At 62.9% G+C, this 20,582-nt stretch carries 18 protein-coding genes, 1 pseudogene and 2 riboswitches; of the genes and pseudogenes, 7 read left to right on the forward strand and 12 right to left on the reverse strand.

The window, feature by feature from the left end; all coding sequences use genetic code 11:
* Positions 1–336: 336 nt before the first annotated feature.
* The gene (locus BGO16_RS02470; RefSeq protein ID WP_292617007.1) at positions 337–750 is read left to right on the forward strand and encodes a hypothetical protein; all 414 of its coding nucleotides are present in this window, start codon (positions 337–339) and stop codon (positions 748–750) included.
* Between the two features lie 347 nt (positions 751–1,097).
* Here the strand turns inward: BGO16_RS02470 and BGO16_RS02475 are convergent, their stop codons facing one another.
* The 4 genes from BGO16_RS02475 to BGO16_RS02490 form a co-directional block, all read right to left on the reverse strand.
* Positions 1,098–1,268 (reverse strand): hypothetical protein, encoded by a 171-nt coding sequence (locus BGO16_RS02475; RefSeq protein WP_292617008.1) that lies wholly within the window; start codon positions 1,266–1,268, stop codon positions 1,098–1,100.
* 42 nt (positions 1,269–1,310) lie between these two features.
* Positions 1,311–1,499 (reverse strand): hypothetical protein, encoded by a 189-nt coding sequence (locus tag BGO16_RS02480; protein ID WP_292617009.1) that lies wholly within the window; start codon positions 1,497–1,499, stop codon positions 1,311–1,313.
* A 425-nt stretch (positions 1,500–1,924) separates the two neighbouring features.
* Positions 1,925–2,125 carry a hypothetical protein gene (locus tag BGO16_RS02485; RefSeq protein WP_292617010.1) on the reverse strand — a complete coding sequence of 67 codons (201 nt, stop codon included), beginning with the start codon at positions 2,123–2,125 and terminating at the stop codon, positions 1,925–1,927.
* Between the two features lie 158 nt (positions 2,126–2,283).
* Positions 2,284–2,421, reverse strand: a complete 138-nt coding sequence (locus BGO16_RS02490; protein ID WP_292617012.1) for a hypothetical protein — start codon at positions 2,419–2,421, stop codon at positions 2,284–2,286.
* A gap of 255 nt (positions 2,422–2,676) precedes the next feature.
* Here BGO16_RS02490 and recA point away from each other — a divergent pair, with 255 nt between their 5' ends.
* Positions 2,677–3,765, forward strand: a complete 1,089-nt coding sequence (recA, locus tag BGO16_RS02495; protein WP_292617014.1) for a recombinase RecA — start codon at positions 2,677–2,679, stop codon at positions 3,763–3,765.
* A gap of 533 nt (positions 3,766–4,298) precedes the next feature.
* On the opposite strand, the gene gcvP is transcribed toward recA, so the two are convergent.
* From gcvP to gcvT, 3 genes are all read right to left on the reverse strand, one after another.
* Positions 4,299–7,175, reverse strand: a complete 2,877-nt coding sequence (gcvP, locus tag BGO16_RS02500; protein ID WP_292617015.1) for an aminomethyl-transferring glycine dehydrogenase — start codon at positions 7,173–7,175, stop codon at positions 4,299–4,301.
* Between the two features lie 69 nt (positions 7,176–7,244).
* Entirely contained in the window at positions 7,245–7,610 is a 366-nt protein-coding gene (gcvH, locus tag BGO16_RS02505; RefSeq protein WP_292617017.1) for a glycine cleavage system protein GcvH, read from the reverse strand.
* 10 nt (positions 7,611–7,620) lie between these two features.
* Positions 7,621–8,772: a glycine cleavage system aminomethyltransferase GcvT gene (gene gcvT / locus BGO16_RS02510; RefSeq protein ID WP_292617019.1), complete on the reverse strand. Its 1,152-nt coding sequence runs from the start codon at positions 8,770–8,772 to the stop codon at positions 7,621–7,623.
* 52 nt (positions 8,773–8,824) lie between these two features.
* Positions 8,825–8,901, reverse strand: a riboswitch (glycine riboswitch).
* Between the two features lie 2 nt (positions 8,902–8,903).
* Positions 8,904–9,008, reverse strand: a riboswitch (glycine riboswitch).
* Positions 9,009–9,264: 256 nt separating this feature from the next.
* Between gcvT and alaS the strand changes: the two genes are divergently transcribed.
* The gene (gene alaS, locus BGO16_RS02515; protein WP_292617021.1) at positions 9,265–11,943 is read left to right on the forward strand and encodes an alanine--tRNA ligase; all 2,679 of its coding nucleotides are present in this window, start codon (positions 9,265–9,267) and stop codon (positions 11,941–11,943) included.
* Positions 11,944–12,036: 93 nt separating this feature from the next.
* Positions 12,037–13,803 carry a YbaL family putative K(+) efflux transporter gene (gene ybaL / locus BGO16_RS02520; RefSeq protein WP_292617023.1) on the forward strand — a complete coding sequence of 589 codons (1,767 nt, stop codon included), beginning with the start codon at positions 12,037–12,039 and terminating at the stop codon, positions 13,801–13,803.
* 91 nt (positions 13,804–13,894) lie between these two features.
* Here the strand turns inward: ybaL and BGO16_RS02525 are convergent, their stop codons facing one another.
* Positions 13,895–15,112, reverse strand: a complete 1,218-nt coding sequence (locus BGO16_RS02525; protein ID WP_292617024.1) for an NADP-dependent isocitrate dehydrogenase — start codon at positions 15,110–15,112, stop codon at positions 13,895–13,897.
* Positions 15,113–15,410: 298 nt separating this feature from the next.
* Between BGO16_RS02525 and BGO16_RS02530 the strand changes: the two genes are divergently transcribed.
* Entirely contained in the window at positions 15,411–16,616 is a 1,206-nt protein-coding gene (locus tag BGO16_RS02530) for a TrmJ/YjtD family RNA methyltransferase (protein ID WP_292617025.1), read from the forward strand.
* A 205-nt stretch (positions 16,617–16,821) separates the two neighbouring features.
* Here BGO16_RS02530 and BGO16_RS02535 read toward each other — a convergent pair whose 3' ends face one another.
* The 3 genes from BGO16_RS02535 to BGO16_RS02545 all read right to left on the reverse strand — a co-directional run bounded on the left by BGO16_RS02535 (position 16,822) and on the right by BGO16_RS02545 (position 19,025).
* Complete coding sequence (locus tag BGO16_RS02535; RefSeq protein WP_292617026.1) at positions 16,822–17,571, reverse strand: hypothetical protein; 750 nt, start codon at positions 17,569–17,571, stop codon at positions 16,822–16,824.
* Entirely contained in the window at positions 17,571–18,173 is a 603-nt protein-coding gene (locus BGO16_RS02540; RefSeq protein ID WP_292617028.1) for a hypothetical protein, read from the reverse strand. The genes BGO16_RS02535 and BGO16_RS02540 overlap by 1 nt, the downstream gene beginning before the upstream one ends.
* A 189-nt stretch (positions 18,174–18,362) precedes the next feature.
* The gene (locus tag BGO16_RS02545) at positions 18,363–19,025 is read right to left on the reverse strand and encodes a hypothetical protein (RefSeq protein WP_292617029.1); all 663 of its coding nucleotides are present in this window, start codon (positions 19,023–19,025) and stop codon (positions 18,363–18,365) included.
* A 235-nt stretch (positions 19,026–19,260) separates the two neighbouring features.
* On the opposite strand from BGO16_RS02545, the gene cynS reads away from it, so the two are divergent.
* The gene (cynS, locus tag BGO16_RS02550; RefSeq protein ID WP_292617030.1) at positions 19,261–19,749 is read left to right on the forward strand and encodes a cyanase; all 489 of its coding nucleotides are present in this window, start codon (positions 19,261–19,263) and stop codon (positions 19,747–19,749) included.
* 132 nt (positions 19,750–19,881) lie between these two features.
* Here cynS and BGO16_RS02555 read toward each other — a convergent pair whose 3' ends face one another.
* Complete coding sequence (locus BGO16_RS02555) at positions 19,882–20,208, reverse strand: DUF1476 domain-containing protein (protein WP_292617031.1); 327 nt, start codon at positions 20,206–20,208, stop codon at positions 19,882–19,884.
* 284 nt (positions 20,209–20,492) lie between these two features.
* Between BGO16_RS02555 and BGO16_RS02560 the strand changes: the two are divergent.
* Positions 20,493–20,582 (forward strand): annotated as a pseudogene (locus BGO16_RS02560) (phosphoribosylaminoimidazolesuccinocarboxamide synthase); the annotation flags it as partial.

A 20,582-nucleotide genomic window follows, 5' to 3' on the forward strand; every position in this document is an offset into this window, starting at 1 on the left:
CGGGAGAAACATCATGCTGACCACCGAACCCGGGTTGGCCCGGAATTTCCTCAATATCGCGTTCGCCGGCTTCGGCGTGCTCGTCACGCTGCTGATAGGGGTGGCGCTGAGCTGAACACCTGCAAGATACTCACGACCCGCGAGCGACGATGAGCGCTGTGCGGTTTTCCGTCTGCGTCCCGCTTCTTAAAATGCTGGAATCGATTACGTTCTGATCCTGGATTGATTCGATCCAAGATTATCGTGATCCAGGGGCGGGAGGCAGTTGTCCGGGCGCCGCAGCCTCGATCGAGCGGAGCGAGCGACGTGGGTAACAGCAGCGGCATGGACAAGGGGTTGCTGGCCCTGATCCAGAACGTTTTGGGTGCGCGCCATAACGCGAGGCCTCAGCCCGACCAGCCCGACGACGATTCGCTCGCCTTCCCCGAATCGCCCCGGTCCGAAATCCCGGAGCCTGCGGAGGTCGATGACCTGACCGCGGAAGCCATGCCGGGGGATCAACTGGCGGAGAGCTATGATCGGCGCAAAACCGCGGACGAACTCGCGGGTATCATCCTGAAGGCGCTGCAAACGCTCGACGGCGCGCCGGCCAGCGGGTTCGCGGTGACCGTCTACGGTTCAAACCCGTGGAACGCGATGCTGACGATCAAACCGGAGGCCGGCCCGATCGCCGATCCAGACCTGTGGCGCGGACGGGTCCGGGACATGGCCGCGCGGTTACGTCAGGATTTCGACTTGGCGGAGACTTAAGGCCAGATGGGGGCAGGGTGGCCCGGATAATGGCGGCCGCGTCGTCCGGTCAAGGCCGCGACCAATATCCATCGATCGCGTGGGCCAAGAAAATGCCGACGCTCATTATTCCAAAGACGGCAGTGATCGTTTCCAGCATCGCACTCATCCCGTTACCCAGCGACTGCCAGAAAAATCAAAACGCGTTGCACAGTCAAAAGGATTCTAAGAACGCATCCGACTCCCTTCGGCGCTGATGATTTCCGGCAACATCTCGGTGGACCAACCCGTCTTTCAACGGCAGATGTGTGGCCTTGGCGTGAACAGAGGCCACCCCTCGCAGGGCGGCCTCGCTTTGAAAGCGTCGATCAGACGTAGACGACGACCGGTTTGGGATCGACCGGGATCGTCGGGCCGGTCGAGGGCGGAAGCGGAAACAGCGGTCCCTTGCCGACATGCTTCGACAGGCCGCCGGCCACGTCGTCGATCTCGGACGCATTCAGTTCGCGCACATCGCATTCACGGGTCTGGTTGGTCATGGCGTTCTCCTTGCTCTCCTTATCGGGTCCGGTAGGTGCCGCTTATCGGGTCTGGTAGGTGCCGAGCACCGGCCTGGCGAAGACGTCCTTCATGTCCCATCCGCCGACCGGTGTGGCGGCGAGCCGAAGGTTCGCCGGCAGCTCGAACGCGCCGCCGGAGACGGCAGTGAGTTCAGCGTCGTCGAGAACGCGGATCTGGGTGGCGAGGTCGGTGGTTTTTGACTTGGTCATTGTCGTCTCCTGGATGCCCGCGGAACGGGACTATTCCCGCCGCCTGTGACACGAGGTTTATGCCGTCGCGCGTACGGCTGCCGTGATCTGGGTCACACTTGGGGAGGGGATCAGCGTCACAAAACGACGGTCCACAAAATGACGGTCGCACACAAAAATGCCCCGCCAGCCGAAAGGCCAGCGGAGCCAAACAATTCTGATCCCTTGGTCTGATCTCTTATTCTCAGATCTCTTATTCCGATGCCTTGGCTGAGAACCACTCGGCTTTCGCATCGTCGCGAGGAACGGCTGCGGCACATCGGGCAACGCGGGCCCGCGAGGGCGACCCACCGAGCTTGCCGGAATGGAACAGGCCACCTGTCGAGGCGGCCCCTCTGTTACGCATGACCGCGATCGAGATAGCTGCCAATTGGCTCAAGTCATCCTTACCCCTTGTTGCAAGCCCCCTCCATGACGCCGGAGCCTTTGCCATACAATTGGTGGGCCCCGGCCTCGTCGCCGAGGCTATGCAGGATGTCACCGGCCGAGTAATAAATCTTGGCGACGGCAAGTGCCGTCTCACAGCTCATGCCACCGGCAATTCCCTCGATGTCCGTATCATTCAGTTTGCGGATCCCGTTGCTCATGTCTTTCTCCTGTTTTTGAATGAGGGGATCATCCCTCGTGATCAGCGGTCGCAGGAGTACGACGCGCCGGTCTTCGCCGTTGTGATGGATGTCACAAAGTGGATGAGGACGAATCGCCGATGCCGCCCGTCGGCGGCCACTCCACCGGCTGATGGAGTCTAGATGTATATGCCGAACGAGTGACCGAGATCTCGTGCCAATGAAAAGCCGGCGCGGGTCAGCGTCCCATGGTTGTAGTTCTGATCCCACTGGTTGATCACGAACAGCACAATTGCCAGCGCGAAAATTATTTTCATGCAGGTAGGGTGGCACCAGAGTCTTAAGATTAAATTAGGACAATAGCGGTGTCGGGCTCGCGATGCTGTGCGCCGCATAATCAAGCAGGCCCAGATCGCTGTGAAAGGGGAAGTCGGCTTCGTAAGACGGGCGGGTAAGACGGTGTAAAAGAACATATTGCGAACTGAGAACAAATAGAGTACATTATCTTCTCAGATCATCCGTGGTCCATTCGTTGTCCCCCCCGCGAATCCCGTTCATAAGGAGCCCGACCCATGTCCCAAGCTGCCCTGCGAATCGTCGAAGGATCCTCCATGGATAAGTCGAAGGCCCTGTCCGCCGCGCTGTCCCAGATCGAGCGCCAGTTTGGCAAGGGCTCGGTGATGAAGCTCGGCAAGAACGACAAGTCCATGGACGTCGAGGTGATTTCCTCGGGTTCGCTGGGACTTGATATCGCGCTCGGCGTCGGCGGCCTGCCCAAGGGACGCATCGTGGAGGTCTATGGCCCGGAGTCCTCGGGCAAGACCACGCTGGCGCTGCATGCGGTCGCCGAGGCGCAAAAGAAGGGCGGCATCTGCGCCTTCATCGACGCTGAGCACGCGCTCGACCCGGTCTACGCCCGCAAGCTCGGCGTCAATGTCGACGACCTCCTGATCTCGCAGCCCGATCATGGCGAGCAGGCGCTCGAAATCGCCGATACGCTGGTGCGCTCCGGTGCGGTGGATGTGCTCATCATCGATTCGGTTGCGGCGCTGGTGCCGCGCGCCGAACTCGAGGGCGACATGGGCGATGCGCTGCCCGGACTGCAGGCGCGGCTGATGAGCCAGGCGCTGCGCAAGCTCACCGCCTCGATCAACAAGTCCAACACGATGGTGATCTTCATCAACCAGATCCGCATGAAGATAGGGGTGATGTACGGCTCTCCGGAAACCACAACCGGCGGTAACGCCCTGAAATTCTATGCCTCGGTGCGCCTCGACATCCGCCGCATCGGCGCGATCAAGGAGCGCGACGAGGTCGTCGGCAACCAGACCCGCGTCAAGGTGGTGAAGAACAAGCTGGCGCCGCCTTTCAAGCAGGTCGAGTTCGACATCATGTATGGCGAGGGCGTCTCCAAGATGGGAGAAATCCTCGATCTGGGGGTCAAGGCTGGTATCGTCGAAAAATCCGGCGCCTGGTTCTCCTATGACAGCCAGCGCATGGGGCAGGGACGCGAAAACGCGAAGGGGTTTTTGCGGGCCAATCCCGACATCACCGCCAAGATCGAAATGGCGATCCGGCAGAATTCAGGGCTGATTGCCGAGCAGATTCTGGCCGGCAGCCCCGAGCGTGATGACGATGATGAGGAGCCGGCCGAGGACTGAGGCCGGTCGGAGGTTTCCGGGACACGGGCTCGTGCGGCCCGGGTTTGGTGCGATCCGCAAAGACGGGAATCCTTTGCGGAAGCGTCTCGCGCCTCTCGGAAGCAAACGGGCGCTGTGGATGTTGAGTTGCCGACATCCCCAGCGTCCGTTTTTATTTTTATCATTCTCAGAGGACGTCCTCAGCGCGCAACGGCTTTGCCGCTACGCACCTCTCCGTGGTCGATCGGAAAAGTATTTTGCGAGCAAGGTACAACACGAAAGCCCTCGTCGTCCGCGACAGCAGCGTATTCCAGCAATCGGCGTATCCGGCAATCACATTGGGCTCGGCTCCGGCCGGGCATGCCTCGGTGAGCGGATCGCGCGCCAGAGCCCGTCATCGGGCCGCTGAAAGCTGGACCGGTTAGAGCGTTTTCGAGCGAAGCGGAATCCGGTTTGCGTGAAGAGAAAAGGCGTCAAATCAAAAGCATAGAGGCTCCGCTTCTGATTCCATCAGAAGCGGGAAGGCTCTAAGCCCCTCCGGATGGCGACGCCCGTTACTCCGCGGCCTGGGCGTAATCTTCCGGCGATGGACAGGAGCAGACCAGGTTGCGGTCGCCGTAGGCATTGTCGACCCGTCCGACCGGCGACCAGTATTTGTCCGAGCGCGAGGTGCCGGGCGGGAAGCAGCCCTGGACCCGGCTGTAGGACCGCGACCAGTCATCGTCGGCGATGTCGTGCACGGTATGCGGCGCGTGGCGCAGCGGCGAGGACTCGACGCTCCAGTGTCCAGCCTCGATCTCCGCGATCTCGTGCCGGATCGCGATCATGGCGTCGCAGAACCGATCGAGTTCCGCCTTTGTCTCCGATTCGGTCGGCTCGATCATCAGCGTCCCCGGCACCGGAAAGCTCATGGTCGGGGCATGGAAGCCGTAGTCGATCAGCCGCTTGGCGATATCATCGACGGTAACGCCGGTCTTGGTTTTCAGCGCGCGCGGATCGATGATGCACTCGTGCGCGACGCGCCCCTTCACGTTGCGGTACAGCACCGGAAAGTGCGGAGCCAGGCGTTGCGCAATATAGTTGGCGTTGAGAATCGCGACTTCGGTGGCGCGCGTCAGCCCTTCGCTCCCCATCATCAGGATGTAGAGATAGGAGATGGTCAGGATCGATGCCGAGCCGAACGGCGCGGCCGAAACCGGTCCGGCCGCGGATGGTGTTGCGCCGTCGGTTGCGGGATGGCCGGGCAGGAAGGGCGCAAGGTGCGCTTTCACGCCGATCGGGCCCATGCCCGGTCCGCCGCCGCCATGCGGAATGCAGAAGGTCTTGTGCAGGTTGAGATGGCTGACGTCGGCGCCGTAATCGCCGGGTCGCGCCAGACCGACCTGCGCGTTCAGGTTGGCGCCGTCGAGATAGACCTGGCCGCCATGGCCGTGCACGATGTCGCAGATCTCGCGAATGTGCTCCTCGAACACGCCGTGGGTTGAGGGATAGGTGATCATGATCGCGGCGAGCCGGTCGGCGTGCTGCGCCGCCTTGGCCCTGAGATCGTCGACGTCGACGTCGCCGCGTTTGTCGCACGCCACCACCACGACCTCCATGCCTGCCATGTTGGCGGAGGCCGGATTGGTGCCGTGCGCGGAGGAGGGGATCAGGCAGACCGTGCGGTGCGGCTCGCCGCGTGAGGCGTGATAGTAGCGGATCGCCAGAAGCCCGGCATATTCGCCCTGGGCGCCGGAATTCGGCTGCAGCGAGACCGCATCGTAGCCGGTGATGTCGAGCAGCCATTGTTCGAATTGTTCGAACAGCGAGTGATAACCCTCCGCCTGCTCGGACGGCGCGAACGGGTGCAGGCTTGCGAAGGCCGGCCACGTCAGCGGAATCATTTCCGTGGTGGCGTTGAGCTTCATCGTGCAGGAGCCGAGCGGGATCATCGTCCGGTCGAGCGCAAGATCGCGGTCCGCGAGCTTTCGCATGTAGCGCAGCAGCGCGGTCTCGGAACGATGCGCGTGAAACACAGGATGGGTCAGATAGGGTGTCCTGCGCCTGAGATCGGAAGGCAGCAGATCGGGGGCGTGCGGCTCGACGTCGGCATAAGAAAACGCGCCGCCGAACGCGCGCCACACCGCTTCGACAATCTCCGGGATGGTGAGTTCGTCAAGCGCGATGCCGAGCGTATGGTCGGCGTTGATCCGCAGGTTGATGCCCTGGCTGAGCGCGCGGGTGACGATCTCGTCCTGCCGGTCGTCGGCCCTCACGGTCAGGGTATCGAAGGCTGCGCCGTTGAGCGGCGCGAAGCCGAGCCGCGTCAGGCCGGCCGCCAACGTCGCGGTATGCCGATGCACGGTGTGCGCGATGTGCGCCAGCCCTTCGGGACCATGATAGACCGCATACATCGAGGAGATCACCGCCAGCAGCACCTGCGCGGTGCAGATGTTGGAGGTGGCTTTCTCGCGGCGGATGTGCTGCTCGCGGGTCTGCAGGGCGAGGCGATAGGCCGGCGTTCCGCGTGAATCCACGGAGAGGCCGACGATGCGGCCGGGCAGCAGCCGCTTCAGTGCGTCGCGCACCGCCATGTAGGCCGCGTGCGGCCCGCCATAGCCCATCGGCACGCCGAAGCGTTGCGCCGATCCGACGGCGATGTCGGCGCCGAGTTCGCCGGGCGAGGCGAGAAGCGTCAGCGCCAGCAGGTCGGCCGCGACCACCGCGAGACCGCCTTTGGCCTTGATCGTGGCGATCGCCGGACGCAGGTCGCGGACCGCGCCCGAGGTGCCGGGATATTGCAGCACCGCGCCGAACACGTCGGCCTTGTCGAGATCGTGCAGCGGATCGCCGGTGACGAGCGTCCAGCCGAGAGGCTCCGCGCGGGTGCGCAGCACCGCGAGCGTCTGCGGATGCACCTCGTGATCGACGAAGAACGCTTTCGTTTTCACCGTCGACGCGCGCTCGGCCAGCGCCATCGCTTCCGCCACCGCCGTTGCTTCATCCAGCAGCGAGGCGTTGGCGACATCGAGTCCGGTGAGGTCGCAGACCATGGTCTGGAAATTGAACAGCGCTTCCAGCCGTCCCTGGCTGATTTCCGGCTGATAGGGCGTGTAGGCCGTGTACCATGCCGGATTTTCCAGGATGTTGCGCTGGATGACCGTCGGCAGGATCGTGCCGGAATAGCCTTGCCCGATCAGCGAGGTGAAAGCCTGGTTTGCCGCGGCAAGCTCCCGCATGTGCGCCAGCGCTTCGATTTCGCTCAGGCCTTCGCTCAAGCCATCGCCGAGATCGAGCGGCGCGCTCTGCCGGATTGCAGGGGGCAGCGCCTCGTCCATCAGCGCCGCGAGGCTCTTTGCTCCGACGGCTCCCAGCATCGCATCGATGTCGCGCGACGACGGGCCGATATGGCGGCGCGCGAAGGTCGTGGCGGGCTCTTCACGGACGGTCATCGAAATGCTCCTCGATGTAAAAATTGAATACCTGCGTCAGGCCCGGCAAAAGGCCGGGACGAAAAGCGGTCAGGCCGTATGCGCCTTGTAGGCGGCCTCATCCATCAGGCCACCGAGTTCGCTCTTGTCGGCGATTGTGAGCTTGAAAAGCCACGCCTTGCCGTCAGCATCGGAATTGATCAGCGCCGGTTCCGCGCCGAGCGCGTCGTTGACTTCAAGGACTTCACCGGTAATCGGCGCGTAGACGTCGGAGGCCGCCTTGACCGACTCCACCACCGCGGCAGCTTCGGCCTTCTTCAACTGGCGTCCGACCTTGGGCAGTTCGACGAACACGACGTCGCCGAGCTGCGACTGCGCATGGTCCGTGATGCCGATGGTCGCGGTGTCGCCCTCGATGCGGAGCCATTCGTGATCGGCGGTATACAAAACGGTCATGACAAATTCCTCAGCGCTTGTAATTGTGCGGAACAAAAGGCATCGCGGACACCCGCAGCGGCAGCCGCTGTCCGCGCACGTCGGCAAAGACCAGACCGCCCACGGCAGCGTGCGTGGTCGGCAGATAACCCATTGCAACCGGCGCGTTCAGGCTCGGTGCGAAACCGCCTGACGTCACGGCGCCGATCGGATCGGCGGAATTCGCATCGGCAAACAGCGGCGCGCCTTGGCGCACCGGCGCGCGGCCTTCCGGCAGAAGTCCGACGCGGCGGCGGGCCGCGCCCTGCTCGAGTTGGAAGAGGATAACGTCGGCTCCGGGGAAGCCGCCCGCCCGCGCGCCGACGCCGCGCCGGCTTTTCTGCACCGACCATTCCAGCGCGGCTTCGACCGGCGTTGTCGTGGTGTCGATGTCGTGGCCGTAAAGGCAGAGCCCGGCCTCGAGCCGCAGGCTGTCGCGGGCGCCAAGCCCGATCGGCATCACGTCCGGATCGTCGAGCAATGCCGACACCACCGCTTCGGCCTGCGCCGCGGGGATCGAGATTTCGAAGCCGTCTTCGCCGGTGTAGCCGGAACGCGAGACGAAGCAACTAACGCCGTCAATCTGTTGAGAGCCGGCATCCATGAACTTCATCCCCGGCGCCTCAGGACAGACCCTCGCCAGCACGGTCGCCGCTTTCGGCCCCTGCAGCGCGACCAGCGCGCGATCGGCCAGCACGTCGATGGAGCAGGTGTCGGCGAGATGTTTGCGCAGGTGCGCCTCGTCGGCGACCTTGCAGGCGCCATTGACCACCAGAAACAGGTGGTCGCCGAAATTGGCCACCATCAGGTCGTCGAGCAGGCCGCCGGACGCATTGGTGAACAGCGCGTAACGCTGCCGTCCCGGCGCGATCGCCACGATGTCCTGCGGCACCAGCCGTTCCAGCGCGAGCGCGGCATCCTCGACTTTTCCGGATTTGGGCCGCAGCGCGATCTGGCCCATATGCGAGACGTCGAACAGGCCGGCGGCGGCACGGGTGTGGAGGTGTTCCTTGAGCACGCCGGGCGCGTATTGCACCGGCATGTCGTAGCCCGCGAACGGCGCCATTTTGCCACCGCGCGCCAGGTGCAGGGCGTGCAGGGGGGTTCTTTGCAGGGTCGGCGCTTCGGAGACGTGCGTCGCCATCAGGGGTCCTTGCGGTTGAAAGGGACGATTCCCTGAAAACCCGTAGAAACCCCATCTGTCGCTGTGCCTGAGAGTATTATCCCGTCGGCGGACCCTGACCGCACACGGTCGAGGGCCTCTTTCCAGATGTCACACGTCGCGCGGTCCGTTTGCCTGAGAGTTTCCGGGGCGGTTGCTCCTTCGGCGCCGGCCTGCTTCCTTTCCGGAAGCGGCCGATCTCTCCCGGCGCGACTTCTAAACAGATATGACGAAAACACGCCTTCAACAAGGCTGTCAACGCAGATGCAGCATTTTCAACGGATGTTATTTAATATCGGCCAACCCCCTGATCCTCCTGCACACTTTCTGGACAGCCCGGTCACCCCCGTCTAAAAGCGGTCGCTGGACAAAATGCCACTGCCACCTTGCGCGTATTCTGTCGCAAAACCGATATCCACTTTTGCGGAATACGCGTTTCAGGGCCGCGAGCCCCTATTGACGCGATGGAACACAATGAGCGGCGTTAACGACATCAGGTCGGCCTTTCTGAACTATTTCGCGGCCCAGGGCCACGAGATCGTGCCCTCGTCGCCGCTGGTTCCGCGCAACGATCCGACATTGATGTTCACCAATGCGGGCATGGTGCAGTTCAAGAACGTCTTCACCGGCGTCGAGAAGCGGTCCTATCGGCGCGCCACCACCTCGCAGAAATGCGTGCGCGCCGGCGGCAAGCACAATGACCTCGACAATGTCGGCTACACCGCGCGCCATCACACCTTCTTCGAGATGCTCGGCAACTTCTCGTTCGGCGACTATTTCAAGGATCGCGCCATCGAACTGGCATGGAAACTGGTGACCGAGGAGTTCGGCCTGCCGAAGGACAGGCTGACCGCCACCGTCTACATCGACGACGACGAGGCGTTCGCCCTCTGGAAGAAGATCGCCGGCCTGCCCGAATCGCGCATCATCCGCATCGCGGGCGCGGACAACTTCTGGCAGATGGGCGATACCGGCCCTTGCGGCCCGTGCTCGGAGATCTTCTACGATCACGGCGACAAGATTCCCGGCGGGCCTCCGGGATCGCCGGACGAGGACGGCGACCGCTTCGTCGAGATCTGGAATCTCGTGTTCATGCAATACGAGAAGCTGGCGGACGGCAGCCGGCTGGATCTGCCCAAACCCTCGATCGACACCGGCGCGGGGCTCGAACGTGTCGCGGCCGTGCTTCAGGGCAAGCACGACAATTACGACATCGACCTGTTCGTCGCGCTGATTCGCGCCGCGGCCGATCTCACCGGCGCGGACCCGCATGGTCCGATGAAGGCCTCGCTGCGCGTGATCGCCGATCACCTGCGCGCATCCTCGTTCCTGATCGCCGACGGGGTGCTGCCCTCGAACGAAGGTCGCGGCTATGTGCTGCGCCGGATCATGCGGCGCGCGATGCGCCATGGCCAGTTGCTCGGCGCGAGGGAGCCGTTGATGTGGCGGCTGGTCGGCGCGCTGGTGCGCGAGATGGGCGAGGCCTATCCCGAATTGCAGCGCGCGCGCGCCCTGATCGAGGAAACGCTGCGGCTGGAGGAGACGCGCTTCCGCAAGACGCTGGAGCGCGGGCTTTCCATTCTGGATGAGAAAAGCGCGTCGCTGAAGAAGGGTGACATGTTCGACGGCGAGACCGCGTTCACTCTGTACGACACCTACGGCTTCCCGCTTGATCTCACGCAGGACGCGTTGCGCACGCGGGGCATCGGCGTCGATCTGGCCTCGTTCACCGATGCGATGGAACGGCAGAAGGCCAAGGCGCGCGCGTCGTGGTCGGGTTCGGGCGAGGCCGCGACCGAGGCGGTGTGGTTTCCGTTGCGCGAAAAACTCGGGGCGACCGAATTTCTCGGCTACGAGACCGAAACCGCGGAAGGCGTGATCGCTGCGCTGGTGAAGGACGGCAGGGAAGTCGATGACCTCAAGACCGGCGAGAGCGGCGCCATCGTTCTGAACCAGACGCCGTTCTACGGCGAATCCGGCGGCCAGGTCGGCGACGTCGGCGTTCTCGCCGCTGACGGCGTTCGCGTCCGCATCACCGACACCCAGAAAAAAGCGGGCGATCTGTTCGTGCATTTCGGCATCGTCGAGCAGGGGACGCTCACGCCCGGCATGGCGCTGGCGCTGGAGGTCGATCATGCGAGGCGCTCCGCGATCCGCGCCAACCATTCCGCGACCCATCTGCTGCACGAAGCGCTGCGTCAGGTGCTCGGCGATCATATCGCGCAGCGCGGCTCGCTGGTCGCGCCCGAGCGGCTGCGCTTCGACTTCGCCCACAACAAGCCGATCAGCGCGGACGAACTGCGCAGGATCGAGGATATCGCCAATGACGTCGTGCTGGAAAACGGCGAGGTGATGACGCGGCTGATGGCGGTGGACGATGCGCGCGAGGCGGGCGCGCGGGCGCTGTTCGGCGAGAAGTACGGCGACGAGGTGCGCGTGGTATCGATGGGCGGCGCGGGACGGCAGGGCGCGGCGAGCAATGCGCTCGGCTGGTCGGTCGAACTGTGCGGCGGCACCCATGTGAAACGCACCGGCGATATCGGCCTGATATCGGTGATCGGCGAAAGCGCGGTGGCGTCGGGCGTGCGCCGGATCGAGGCGCTGACCGGGCATCATGCGCGCCGTCACGCCAATGACGCCATCCAGTTGGCGAAAACCGCCGCAAGCGAGTTGCGCACCACGCTTGACGACATGCCGGCGCGGATCGCCTCGCTGATGGAGGAGCGCAAGAAGCTCGAGCGCGAATTGTCCGAGGCGCGCAAGAAAATCGCCATGGGCGGTGGGTCTGCGAGCGCATCGTCGGGAAGCGCCGCGGGGCTGCGCGACGTCGGCGGCATCAAGCTGATGGCGCGTTCGGTCGAGGGCATCGAGATCAAGGATCTCAAGAGTCTCGCCGATCAGGGCAAGAAGCAGATTGGCTCGGGCGTTGTCGCGCTGGTTGCGACCAGCGACGACGGCAAGGCGAGTGTCGTTGTCGGCGTGACGCCTGATCTCGTGACGCGCTTCTCGGCGGTCGATCTGGTGCGCAAGGCGTCCGAGGTGCTCGGCGGCAAGGGTGGCGGCGGCAAGCCGGACATGGCGCAGGCCGGCGGTCCCGACGGCGCCAACGCGGGCGCGGCGCTTGACGCCATCGCGGCGGCAATGGGTGGCTAATTCGGTTCCGATCCAGAGGCGGTTCGGGTCGGTGCGGCGATGGGTAGCCGATAACCGTGTGGCATCCTGCTCGCATATGCAACAATATGCCCCATGCAACACAATACGCCTTTGATTTCCACGGTCGTGATCGGCCTCGTTCTGGCATTTGTCTTTGGCGCGCTGGTGCAGCGCGCCCGCGTATCGCCTCTGGTCGGTTATCTGCTGGCGGGCGTCGTGATGGGGCCGTTCACGCCGGGATTCGTCGCCGACCAGAACATCGCCAATGAACTCGCCGAGATCGGCATCATCCTGCTGATGTTCGGCGTTGGGCTGCACTTCTCGCTGAAGGATCTGTGGTCGGTGCGGGCGATCGCCTTGCCCGGCGCGGTGGTGCAGATCACGGCGGCGACGGTGATGGGCTGGGGACTGGGCTGGTTTCTCGGATGGAGCACCGGCAAGGGCATTATGTTCGGCATCGCGCTCTCGACGGCATCCACCGTGGTGCTGCTGCGCGCGATGCAGGAGCGGCGGCTGATCGACACCGAACGCGGCCGCATCGCTGTCGGCTGGCTGATCGTCGAGGATATCGCCTGCGTGCTCACGCTGGTGATGCTGCCGCCGCTTGCCGGGTTGATGAACGGTGAGGCCGCGACCACCATGGCGCTGTCGGCGCTGGTCTGGCCGATGGCGCTGACGCTCGGAAAGGTCGCCGCTTTCGTCGCGCTGATGCTTGTGGTCGGCCGCCGCGTTATCCCGTGGATCCTGCACTATGTGGCGCATACCGGCTCGCGCGAACTGTTCAGGCTCGCGGTGTTCGCCATCTCGCTCGGCGTGGCCTTCGGCGCGGCCACGCTGTTCGACGTATCTTTCGCGCTCGGCGCGTTCTTCGCCGGCATGATCCTCAGCGAGTCCGAACTGAGCCAGCGCGCCGCCAGCGAAACGCTGCCGTTGCGCGATGCGTTCGCGGTGCTGTTCTTCGTTTCGGTCGGGATGCTGTTCGATCCGCTGATCATTATGAAGGAGCCACTGCCGCTGCTGGCGACGCTGTTCATCATCCTGTTCGGCAAGTCGCTGGCGGCCTATGCGATCGTGCGCGTGTTCGGCTATTCCAACTCGACGGCGCTGACGATCTCCGCCAGCCTGGCTCAGATCGGCGAATTCTCGTTCATTCTGGTCAGCCTCGGCGTCAGCCTGTCGCTGATGACCGAGCGCGGGCGAGACCTGGTGCTGGCGGGCGCCATCATCACCATCATGCTCAATCCGCTGTGGTTCGCGGTGCTCGACCGCGTGATGGCGCGTGTCGAGAAAAAGAATGGCGAAAAACCTTCGAACGATTCAGAGGAGGAATCGCCGCAGGTGCCGCTGCCGGTATCGGCATTGACGGGCCATGTCGTGCTGGTGGGACATGGCCGCGTCGGCTGCGTCGTCAGCCGCGCGCTGCGCGAGGCGGGGACGCCGCTTCTCGTGATCGAGGACAACCCCGGCATCGTCGAGCGGCTCAAGCAGGAGGGCGTGGAAGTCATAACCGGCAACGCCGCGGCGCCCGGCATGCTGCAGGCGGCCAATGTCGGCGCTGCGCGGGGTCTCCTGGTCGCTATCCCGGACGGTTTCGAGGGAGGCCAGATCGTCGCCAAGGCGCGCGCCATCAGCGAAAGCCTGCCGATCATCGCGCGGGCGCATTCCGAAGAGGAGGTCGCTCATCTGAAGTTTCACGGCGCGACATCGGTCATCATGGGCGAAACCGAAATCGCCCGCGCGATGCTGGCGCAGACCGCCGATGCCGCGATCCTGCCGGAGAGCCGCCCCGCCGCCGATGCGGCTGCGCCTCCCGACAGCGATCCGAAACCGGCGGAGGGGAGCGCGCCGTCGGCGGCGTGAACGTTTGATTCTGATCGGTTCAGATCGATGCGGATGCTGCGTTCGGCCTGCTTTCTCTCCATCGGAGGGAGAGGATTGGGGAGGCGACGCGTTACGATTCCGCCATTGCCCTGGTCAGGTTGTCCGCCACCTTGTCGAGGAAGCCGGTGGTGGACAGCCAGCGCTGATCGGCGCCGACCAGAAGCGCGAGGTCCTTGGTCATGAAGCCGGACTCGACGGTCTCGACGCAGACCCTTTCGAGCGTGGTCGCGAAATCCGCCAGCGCCGCGTTGTCATCGAGCTTGGCGCGATGGGACAGGCCGCGGGTCCAGGCGAAGATCGAGGCGATCGAATTCGTCGACGTCTCCTTGCCCTTCTGGTGTTCGCGGTAGTGCCGCGTCACGGTGCCGTGGGCGGCTTCGGCCTCGACGGTCTGGCCGTCCGGGGTCAGCAGCACCGAGGTCATCAGCCCGAGCGAGCCGTAGCCCTGCGCCACCGTGTCCGACTGCACGTCGCCGTCGTAGTTCTTGCAGGCCCAGACATAGCCGCCGGACCATTTGAGCGCTGAAGCGACCATGTCGTCGATCAGGCGGTGCTCGTAGGTCAGCTTGCGGGCCTCGAACTGCGTCTTGAACTCGCGGTCGTAGATGTCCTGAAAGATGTCCTTGAAGCGGCCGTCATAGACCTTGAGGATGGTGTTCTTGGTCGAGAGATAGACGGGGTAGCCGCGCAGCAGGCCGTAGTTCAGCGAGGCGCGGGCAAAATCGACGATGGAATCGTCGAGATTGTACATTTCCATCGCCACGCCGGGGCCGGGCGCCTTGAACACCTCGCGCTCGATCACCGTGCCGTCCTCGCCGACGAACTTCATGCTCAGGGTGCCCTTGCCCGGGAACCTGATGTCGGTGGCGCGATACTGGTCGCCGTAGGCGTGGCGGCCGATGATGATCGGCTTGGTCCAGCCGGGGACGAGGCGGGGCACGTTCTTGCAGATGATCGGCTCGCGGAAGATCACGCCGCCCAGGATGTTGCGGATGGTGCCGTTCGGCGACTTCCACATGTGCTTGAGGCCGAATTCCTTCACCCGGGCTTCGTCGGGGGTGATGGTCGCGCATTTCACGCCGACGCCCACCTTTTTGATGGCGTTGGCGGCGTCGATCGTGATCTGGTCGTCGGTCTTGTCGCGGGATTCCATCCCCAGGTCGAAGTACATCAGGTCGATATCCAGGAACGGATAGATCAACTTCTCTTTGATGTATTTCCAGATGATCCGGGTCATCTCGTCGCCGTCGAGATCGACGACCGGATTGGTCACCTTGATTTTTGCCATTTGGGGATCGGGCCGTTTCGGGAGGGAAGCCTGCAAGTGTCCCGGCTATAGCATCCGGGCGGCGCAGGCGAAAGCCGAATGGACGGCATTACCGCACTGATTTTCCAGATGTTCTGACGTTTTCGCGGTGAGCGCGGCCGAAACTTGGCTGTTTGCGTTCATCTTCCCCTGCAAGTTCAACTCGATTCCACTAAGTGCGTTATTTGACTTGAGAAAAATCTGGAAAGGCGCAATCGAAGACTCGGCGAGCGACGCCGTTGAACCAGAATCTCATGCACAAGGTGAAAGACGAGGCGAGATGTCGGGCACCGACAGGACGAAAACCGGCATCGCCGAGACCGGCTTCACCGTTATTCTGGTAGAGCCGCAGCTCGGCGAGAACATCGGCATGGCGGCGCGCGCCATGGGCAATTTCGGTTTGACACGGCTCCGCATCGTCAACCCGCGCGACGGCTGGCCGAATGTCGCGGCGCAGCGCGCGGCGGCGGGCGCCGACCACATCATCGGCAAGGTGGAGCTGTTCGATACGGTCGCCGACGCCGTGGCCGATTGCACGCTGCTGTTCGCGACCACCGCGCGCGCCCACGATCAAGCCAAGCCGGTCGTCGCGCCGGAGGCGGCCGCCCTTGAGGCCAACGCGCAGACCGCGGCCGGCGGTCATGTCGGCATCCTGTTCGGGCGCGAGCGCGCCGGCCTTCTGAACGAGGAAGTGGCGATGGCTGATCGCATCATCACCTATCCAGTCAATCCGGGCTTCGCCTCGCTCAACCTGGCGCAGGCCGTGCTGCTGATGGGCTACGAATGGTTCAAGCTGGTGACGAAGGGCGAACTGCCGTTCGCGATGCCGGAGCGTTCGGGGCGGGCCTCGCAACATCAGATGGAGGCGTTCTTCGACAATCTCGTCACTGAGCTCGACAAGGTGGAATTCCTGCGCCCGCCGGAAAAGCGCGACACCATGCTGGTGAACCTGCGCAACATCTTCACTCGCATGGAGCCGACCAAGCAGGACATGCACACGCTCCATGGCGTCGTCATGGCGATCGCGGAAGGGCGCAAGGGACCGGCCAAGGGCGGCGTGCTCGACGGCGCGCAGGCGACGCGGCTGCGGGCGCTTTTGGCCGAGCAGGGGCCGGGCGGAGCATCGGCGGACAGCAGCAGCACGGTGCGCGGGCTGGCGCGGTTGCTCAGACGAAATCCCACCGATGCCGAGCGCATCCTGTGGAAGGCGCTGACTTCCGACCGCCGCTTCGCCGGCCAGTTCAAGCGGCAGACCCCGGTCGGCCGTCACATCCCGGATTTCGTGTCGTTCGCGCAGCGCATTGCGATCGAACTGGTGAATGCGAACGAGAGCGACGCCATCGTCCGCGACCGCGCCGCGCGGGCAGCGTGGCTCGCCGAACGCGGCTATCGCGTGGTTGAGGTGGAGGCGGCGGCGGTGGAGGGGGATCTGGCGCGGGTGCTGGATGATCTGGCAGGGAGGATGGCTAAGGGGGAGAGGGCATAGAGCGTGGGGGCGGAGAGGCGTTCAACGCGATTGCGGATAGGTACTGGGCGCTCTCGAACCGCACGAAGGCGTAGTCACAATCTGCCGCTTAGTCGACAGCACTCGGTTCTGCGAACCACGGAGGCTGCAGCTTCAATTGCGCTGACCGCAAATGAGCGCGTCGTCCCGTTAGCCGTGTCGATGCCCGCGCCTAAGCTTCACCGGCTCAGAGCAGGCCTAGTATGACGTTATTTACAAGGTCGGTGATTGTATCGTCAGCTTGAGATTGGACCATCACCACCGCTGAAGGATGCGCGGCGATGTTCCGTCTATCCAATTTGCCGACGAGAATTTTGTAGACACTGCTGTTGTAAAGGCCAGCCGTGCTACAGATGTCGATGACTTCGCGCTCCTTCAAATCCTCGAAGTCGTCATATTTGGTGATAACCAGTCCAGCCTTCTTTGAGTTTCGCTTTATGATGGTCGCGTTGAAATTCCCGAGTCGACCGGTGTCGTTCATTATCCAGTTGATCAAGTGGTTGTAGGTGACGTTCCACACCATAACGATGCATGCGCGATAGGCCTCCACGCGGTAGCACTTGATCGCCTCAGCTAGGAAATTTTGTTCGGCGAGGTCCGGCACTTTCCCGATTAGATCGATCAGGAGCTTGCTCACCGCCACCACGCTCTGGTGAACGCCATGCTTCTTATCGAGATCGACGCGCACAGTACGCTCAAGCTTGTACCGCCCCTTTTCCTTCAGCAGTTCTTTCGCCTCGAACAACCTCGTTAGGTATGTGGCAAGGGCGGGTGGCTCATCGATATGGAGTTTATCGTAGCAGCCTCGGATATCGACAGGAGAGAAAAGCTCTTTCCCGCCGTGGGTATGAAGCCACCAGGCGAAGAGCTTGATCCGCTCCTTTGGTGCCGCTACGTCGAAGCCCGGCACCTGCTCGACCAACTCCTGAAGCTGCATTAGTCGGAAGCGCCCTCGGCTGCCCTCGCAAGCCCAAGCTGGTTGATGGCGTATTTACCGCGCTCCGGCGTGGTGAAATACTGCTTATGTTTCAGTTCACGCAGAGGTTGAGCAAAGTCGAGAATGTCGGTTGGCCAATTGAGATGCCGGTAACATGTGTAGATGTGATCGGCAGTTACTGCCTCGAGAGCACGATGGTCATGCAGCCAAGCCGCGATGGCCAAATAGCGCCGGTGATTACTCTTCGGGTCGATGATTGACGACAGCGGCGGCTCACTCGTGATGTCGATTTGTATAACGGTTGGTTTCGGAGCAGCCTTACGCGGCGCTTTGGCTTTCGGAGTTGTCGACGTTACCTCTACATCGGTAACCTCGTCCTCTTGATCGAACTCGGCCTCGGCTTCGTCAGCGTGGCCATTGACCTCCAGTGCCTTCAAGGCGGAGGTAGATGCAAGACGTCTGCCGACCGATTGGGCGGGCCCGCGCAACGCGTTTTGAATTGCCTGGGTGATCTGTCCGATCTCGCCTTCAGCGACCTCGGCATCAAACATCACGAATCGAACCCGGGAAGTACCACCCGTTTTAGCAGCAGTCTTTGCCATTAGAAGTTCCCTTATCGGAAGGTTCTGACACACCAACAGGTGGCCTTGTTTCCTACCCCAACTACATGTGGTGGTTTCGTGGCAAGGTTGCAAGGCTGGAAAGTTGGTTGTAATCAATCGCCTGAAAATAATGTTCTTTTTTTGTTCTTATGCAGTTATTCACACTGAAATCGGTCGGGATTGAGTTTCTCAACGCCGCGTTGCGCCCCTCTCCCGCAACGCCGGGTGATCCTCTTCCACCGGCAAATTCGCATCGATCACCAAATCCAGTGCCTCCTGCGGGGCGCGGTCGATGTCGACGCCGCGGCGGTGCATCTCCCGCAGCGCGGCGCGGATCGCTTCATCCTGCGTCAACGTCTGCCATCCCGTTTGCGGTCTGCCGACAAGGAAGGGGCGGCGCTTGTTGCCCATAGCCGTGGTCCGCGCCATTTTCACCACCTGTAGCGCCTGCACGAGCTTGTCGAGATCGGTGTCATCGCTCTCTTCCAGCTCACGCACCATGCGCTCGGCGATCGCAACCAACCGCCCCGTCAACAGACGAAGCTTCAGGTTTGGCCCGGCGCGCCAGAGCGGCACGGTGTGGGGAGAGCGCGGCGCGAGCGGCGGACGCGTCCAGCCGTAGTTTTTCGTCCAAACCGAAATGGTCGTGCGCTTGACGCCGGTCTTCTTCGCAATCTGATGCTGCGGCAGCGTGGTCTGTTCGATCAGGCGGCGGACCCATGCCACGGTCGAGTCCGCATGCGGTTGCCGCCCGCCGCGTCGCCGGTGCGGAACTGGCTGTGCGTCGTCAGGCGTTTCGTCCGGCTGGACGCGGAGGCGGGTGAGGGCGGGAGGTGTGTGTGGCGGGGTCATGTCGCGGAATATAATCCTATAATCCGGCGACGGCAAGGGGCAAGCTTAAGGATGCGCGCCCCGTCTCGTGGGCATTCGCACGCGTTACGGGGTGCCCGCTAATCCGGCATTCGCTGCGCAAAATCTGGTCAATCGCTTGCTGCCCGCGCCGGTTTTCTCACGTCAATCGCGGTCTTGTTCATGGCACGGGCATTGCTTGGCCATTGTCCCAGACGTTTTCAGACGGGAGGACATGATGAAGCGTTCCGACCTCACCGAAAAAATTCTCGACATCAAGCGCGAGAAGGAATGGAGCTGGAAATACATCGCCGGCGAGATCGGCGGGTTTTCGGAAATCCTGATCGTCAGCGCGCTGCTCGGCCACATGAAACTGACCAGGCCGCAGGCGGCGGCGGCCGGAAAGCTGTTCGGCCTCTCCAAGACGGAAATCGCGATGCTCAACGAGGTGCCGATGCGCGGGCAGGGCACGCCGATGCCGCCGACCGATCCGCTGATCTATCGGTTGTACGAACTGGTGATGATCAACGGGCCGGCGCTGAAGGCGCTGATCGAGGAAGAATTCGGCGACGGCATCATGTCGGCGATCGACTTCGACCTGGAGATCGCGCGCGTTGCCAATCCCAAGGGCGATCGCGTCAAGATCGGCATGTCCGGCAAGTTCCTGCCGTTCAAGTATTACGGCGCGACCGGGAATAACCTCGAATACGGCTTCAGGGAGGAGTGACAGCGCCGGCCGTTGCCGTGACTGACGGATCAGGGGTGGTGCAGGCGCCTTCGGTTAACACGCTGTAAAGGCAGGGCTGGTGGTTCGGCCGGCCTGTTATTCCCGCGTGAATAGCGCGAACTTTCTCGCCGCCTACTGGCCCGCCTTCACCTGGGCGATGGCTTCCGCCAGCAGCCCGTCCATCTGGGCGCGGACCTGCGGTTCGGTGAGTGCGACGCCCTTGGCGGAGAGGTCGCCCATCACCTTGCGAACGACGTCGGCGTCGCCGGCTTCCTCGAAGTCCGCGGCGACGACCTCTTTGGCATAGGCATTGGCGGCGTCGCCCGAGATGCCGAGCTTTTCCGCGACCCACAATCCCAGCAATTTGTTGCGGCGCGCCTCGGCCTTGAATTTCTGCTCCTCGTCGAGGGCGAATTTCTTCTCAAAACCTTCTTCACGCTTGTCGAATGATGTGCTCATGGTCGGGTCCGGTTCCATTGTTGCCGAAGCTGCCAACCCGGCCACGTTGCGCAGCCGGTTCAACAACCTAGATAAGAATTGGCCGCTTTGGGAACAACGGGCGCATGGTCGCAGGGAGCGGGTAAAACTTCCCGCTAAAAGTCTGAATTGATTGTGCCGGGTGGCTCAATCGGCTAGGTTGCGGACAGGCTCGGTTCTTGTTCTGTTTCCTGTTCCTGTTCAGGGTCCGGCCTTCGCGGCAGCTCCGCCACGGGTCACATCAAGCGCTCGGAGCACCCAGTTTCATGGATTTCAACAACACACGGTACATCCCAATGAGCCGTCGGCGTCGCATTTACGAAGGCAAGGCCAAGGTGCTTTACGAAGGACCGGAG

The sequence above is a fragment of the Nitrobacter sp. 62-23 genome, assembly GCF_001897285.1.
In the GTDB taxonomy this organism is placed as follows: domain Bacteria; phylum Pseudomonadota; class Alphaproteobacteria; order Rhizobiales; family Xanthobacteraceae; genus Nitrobacter.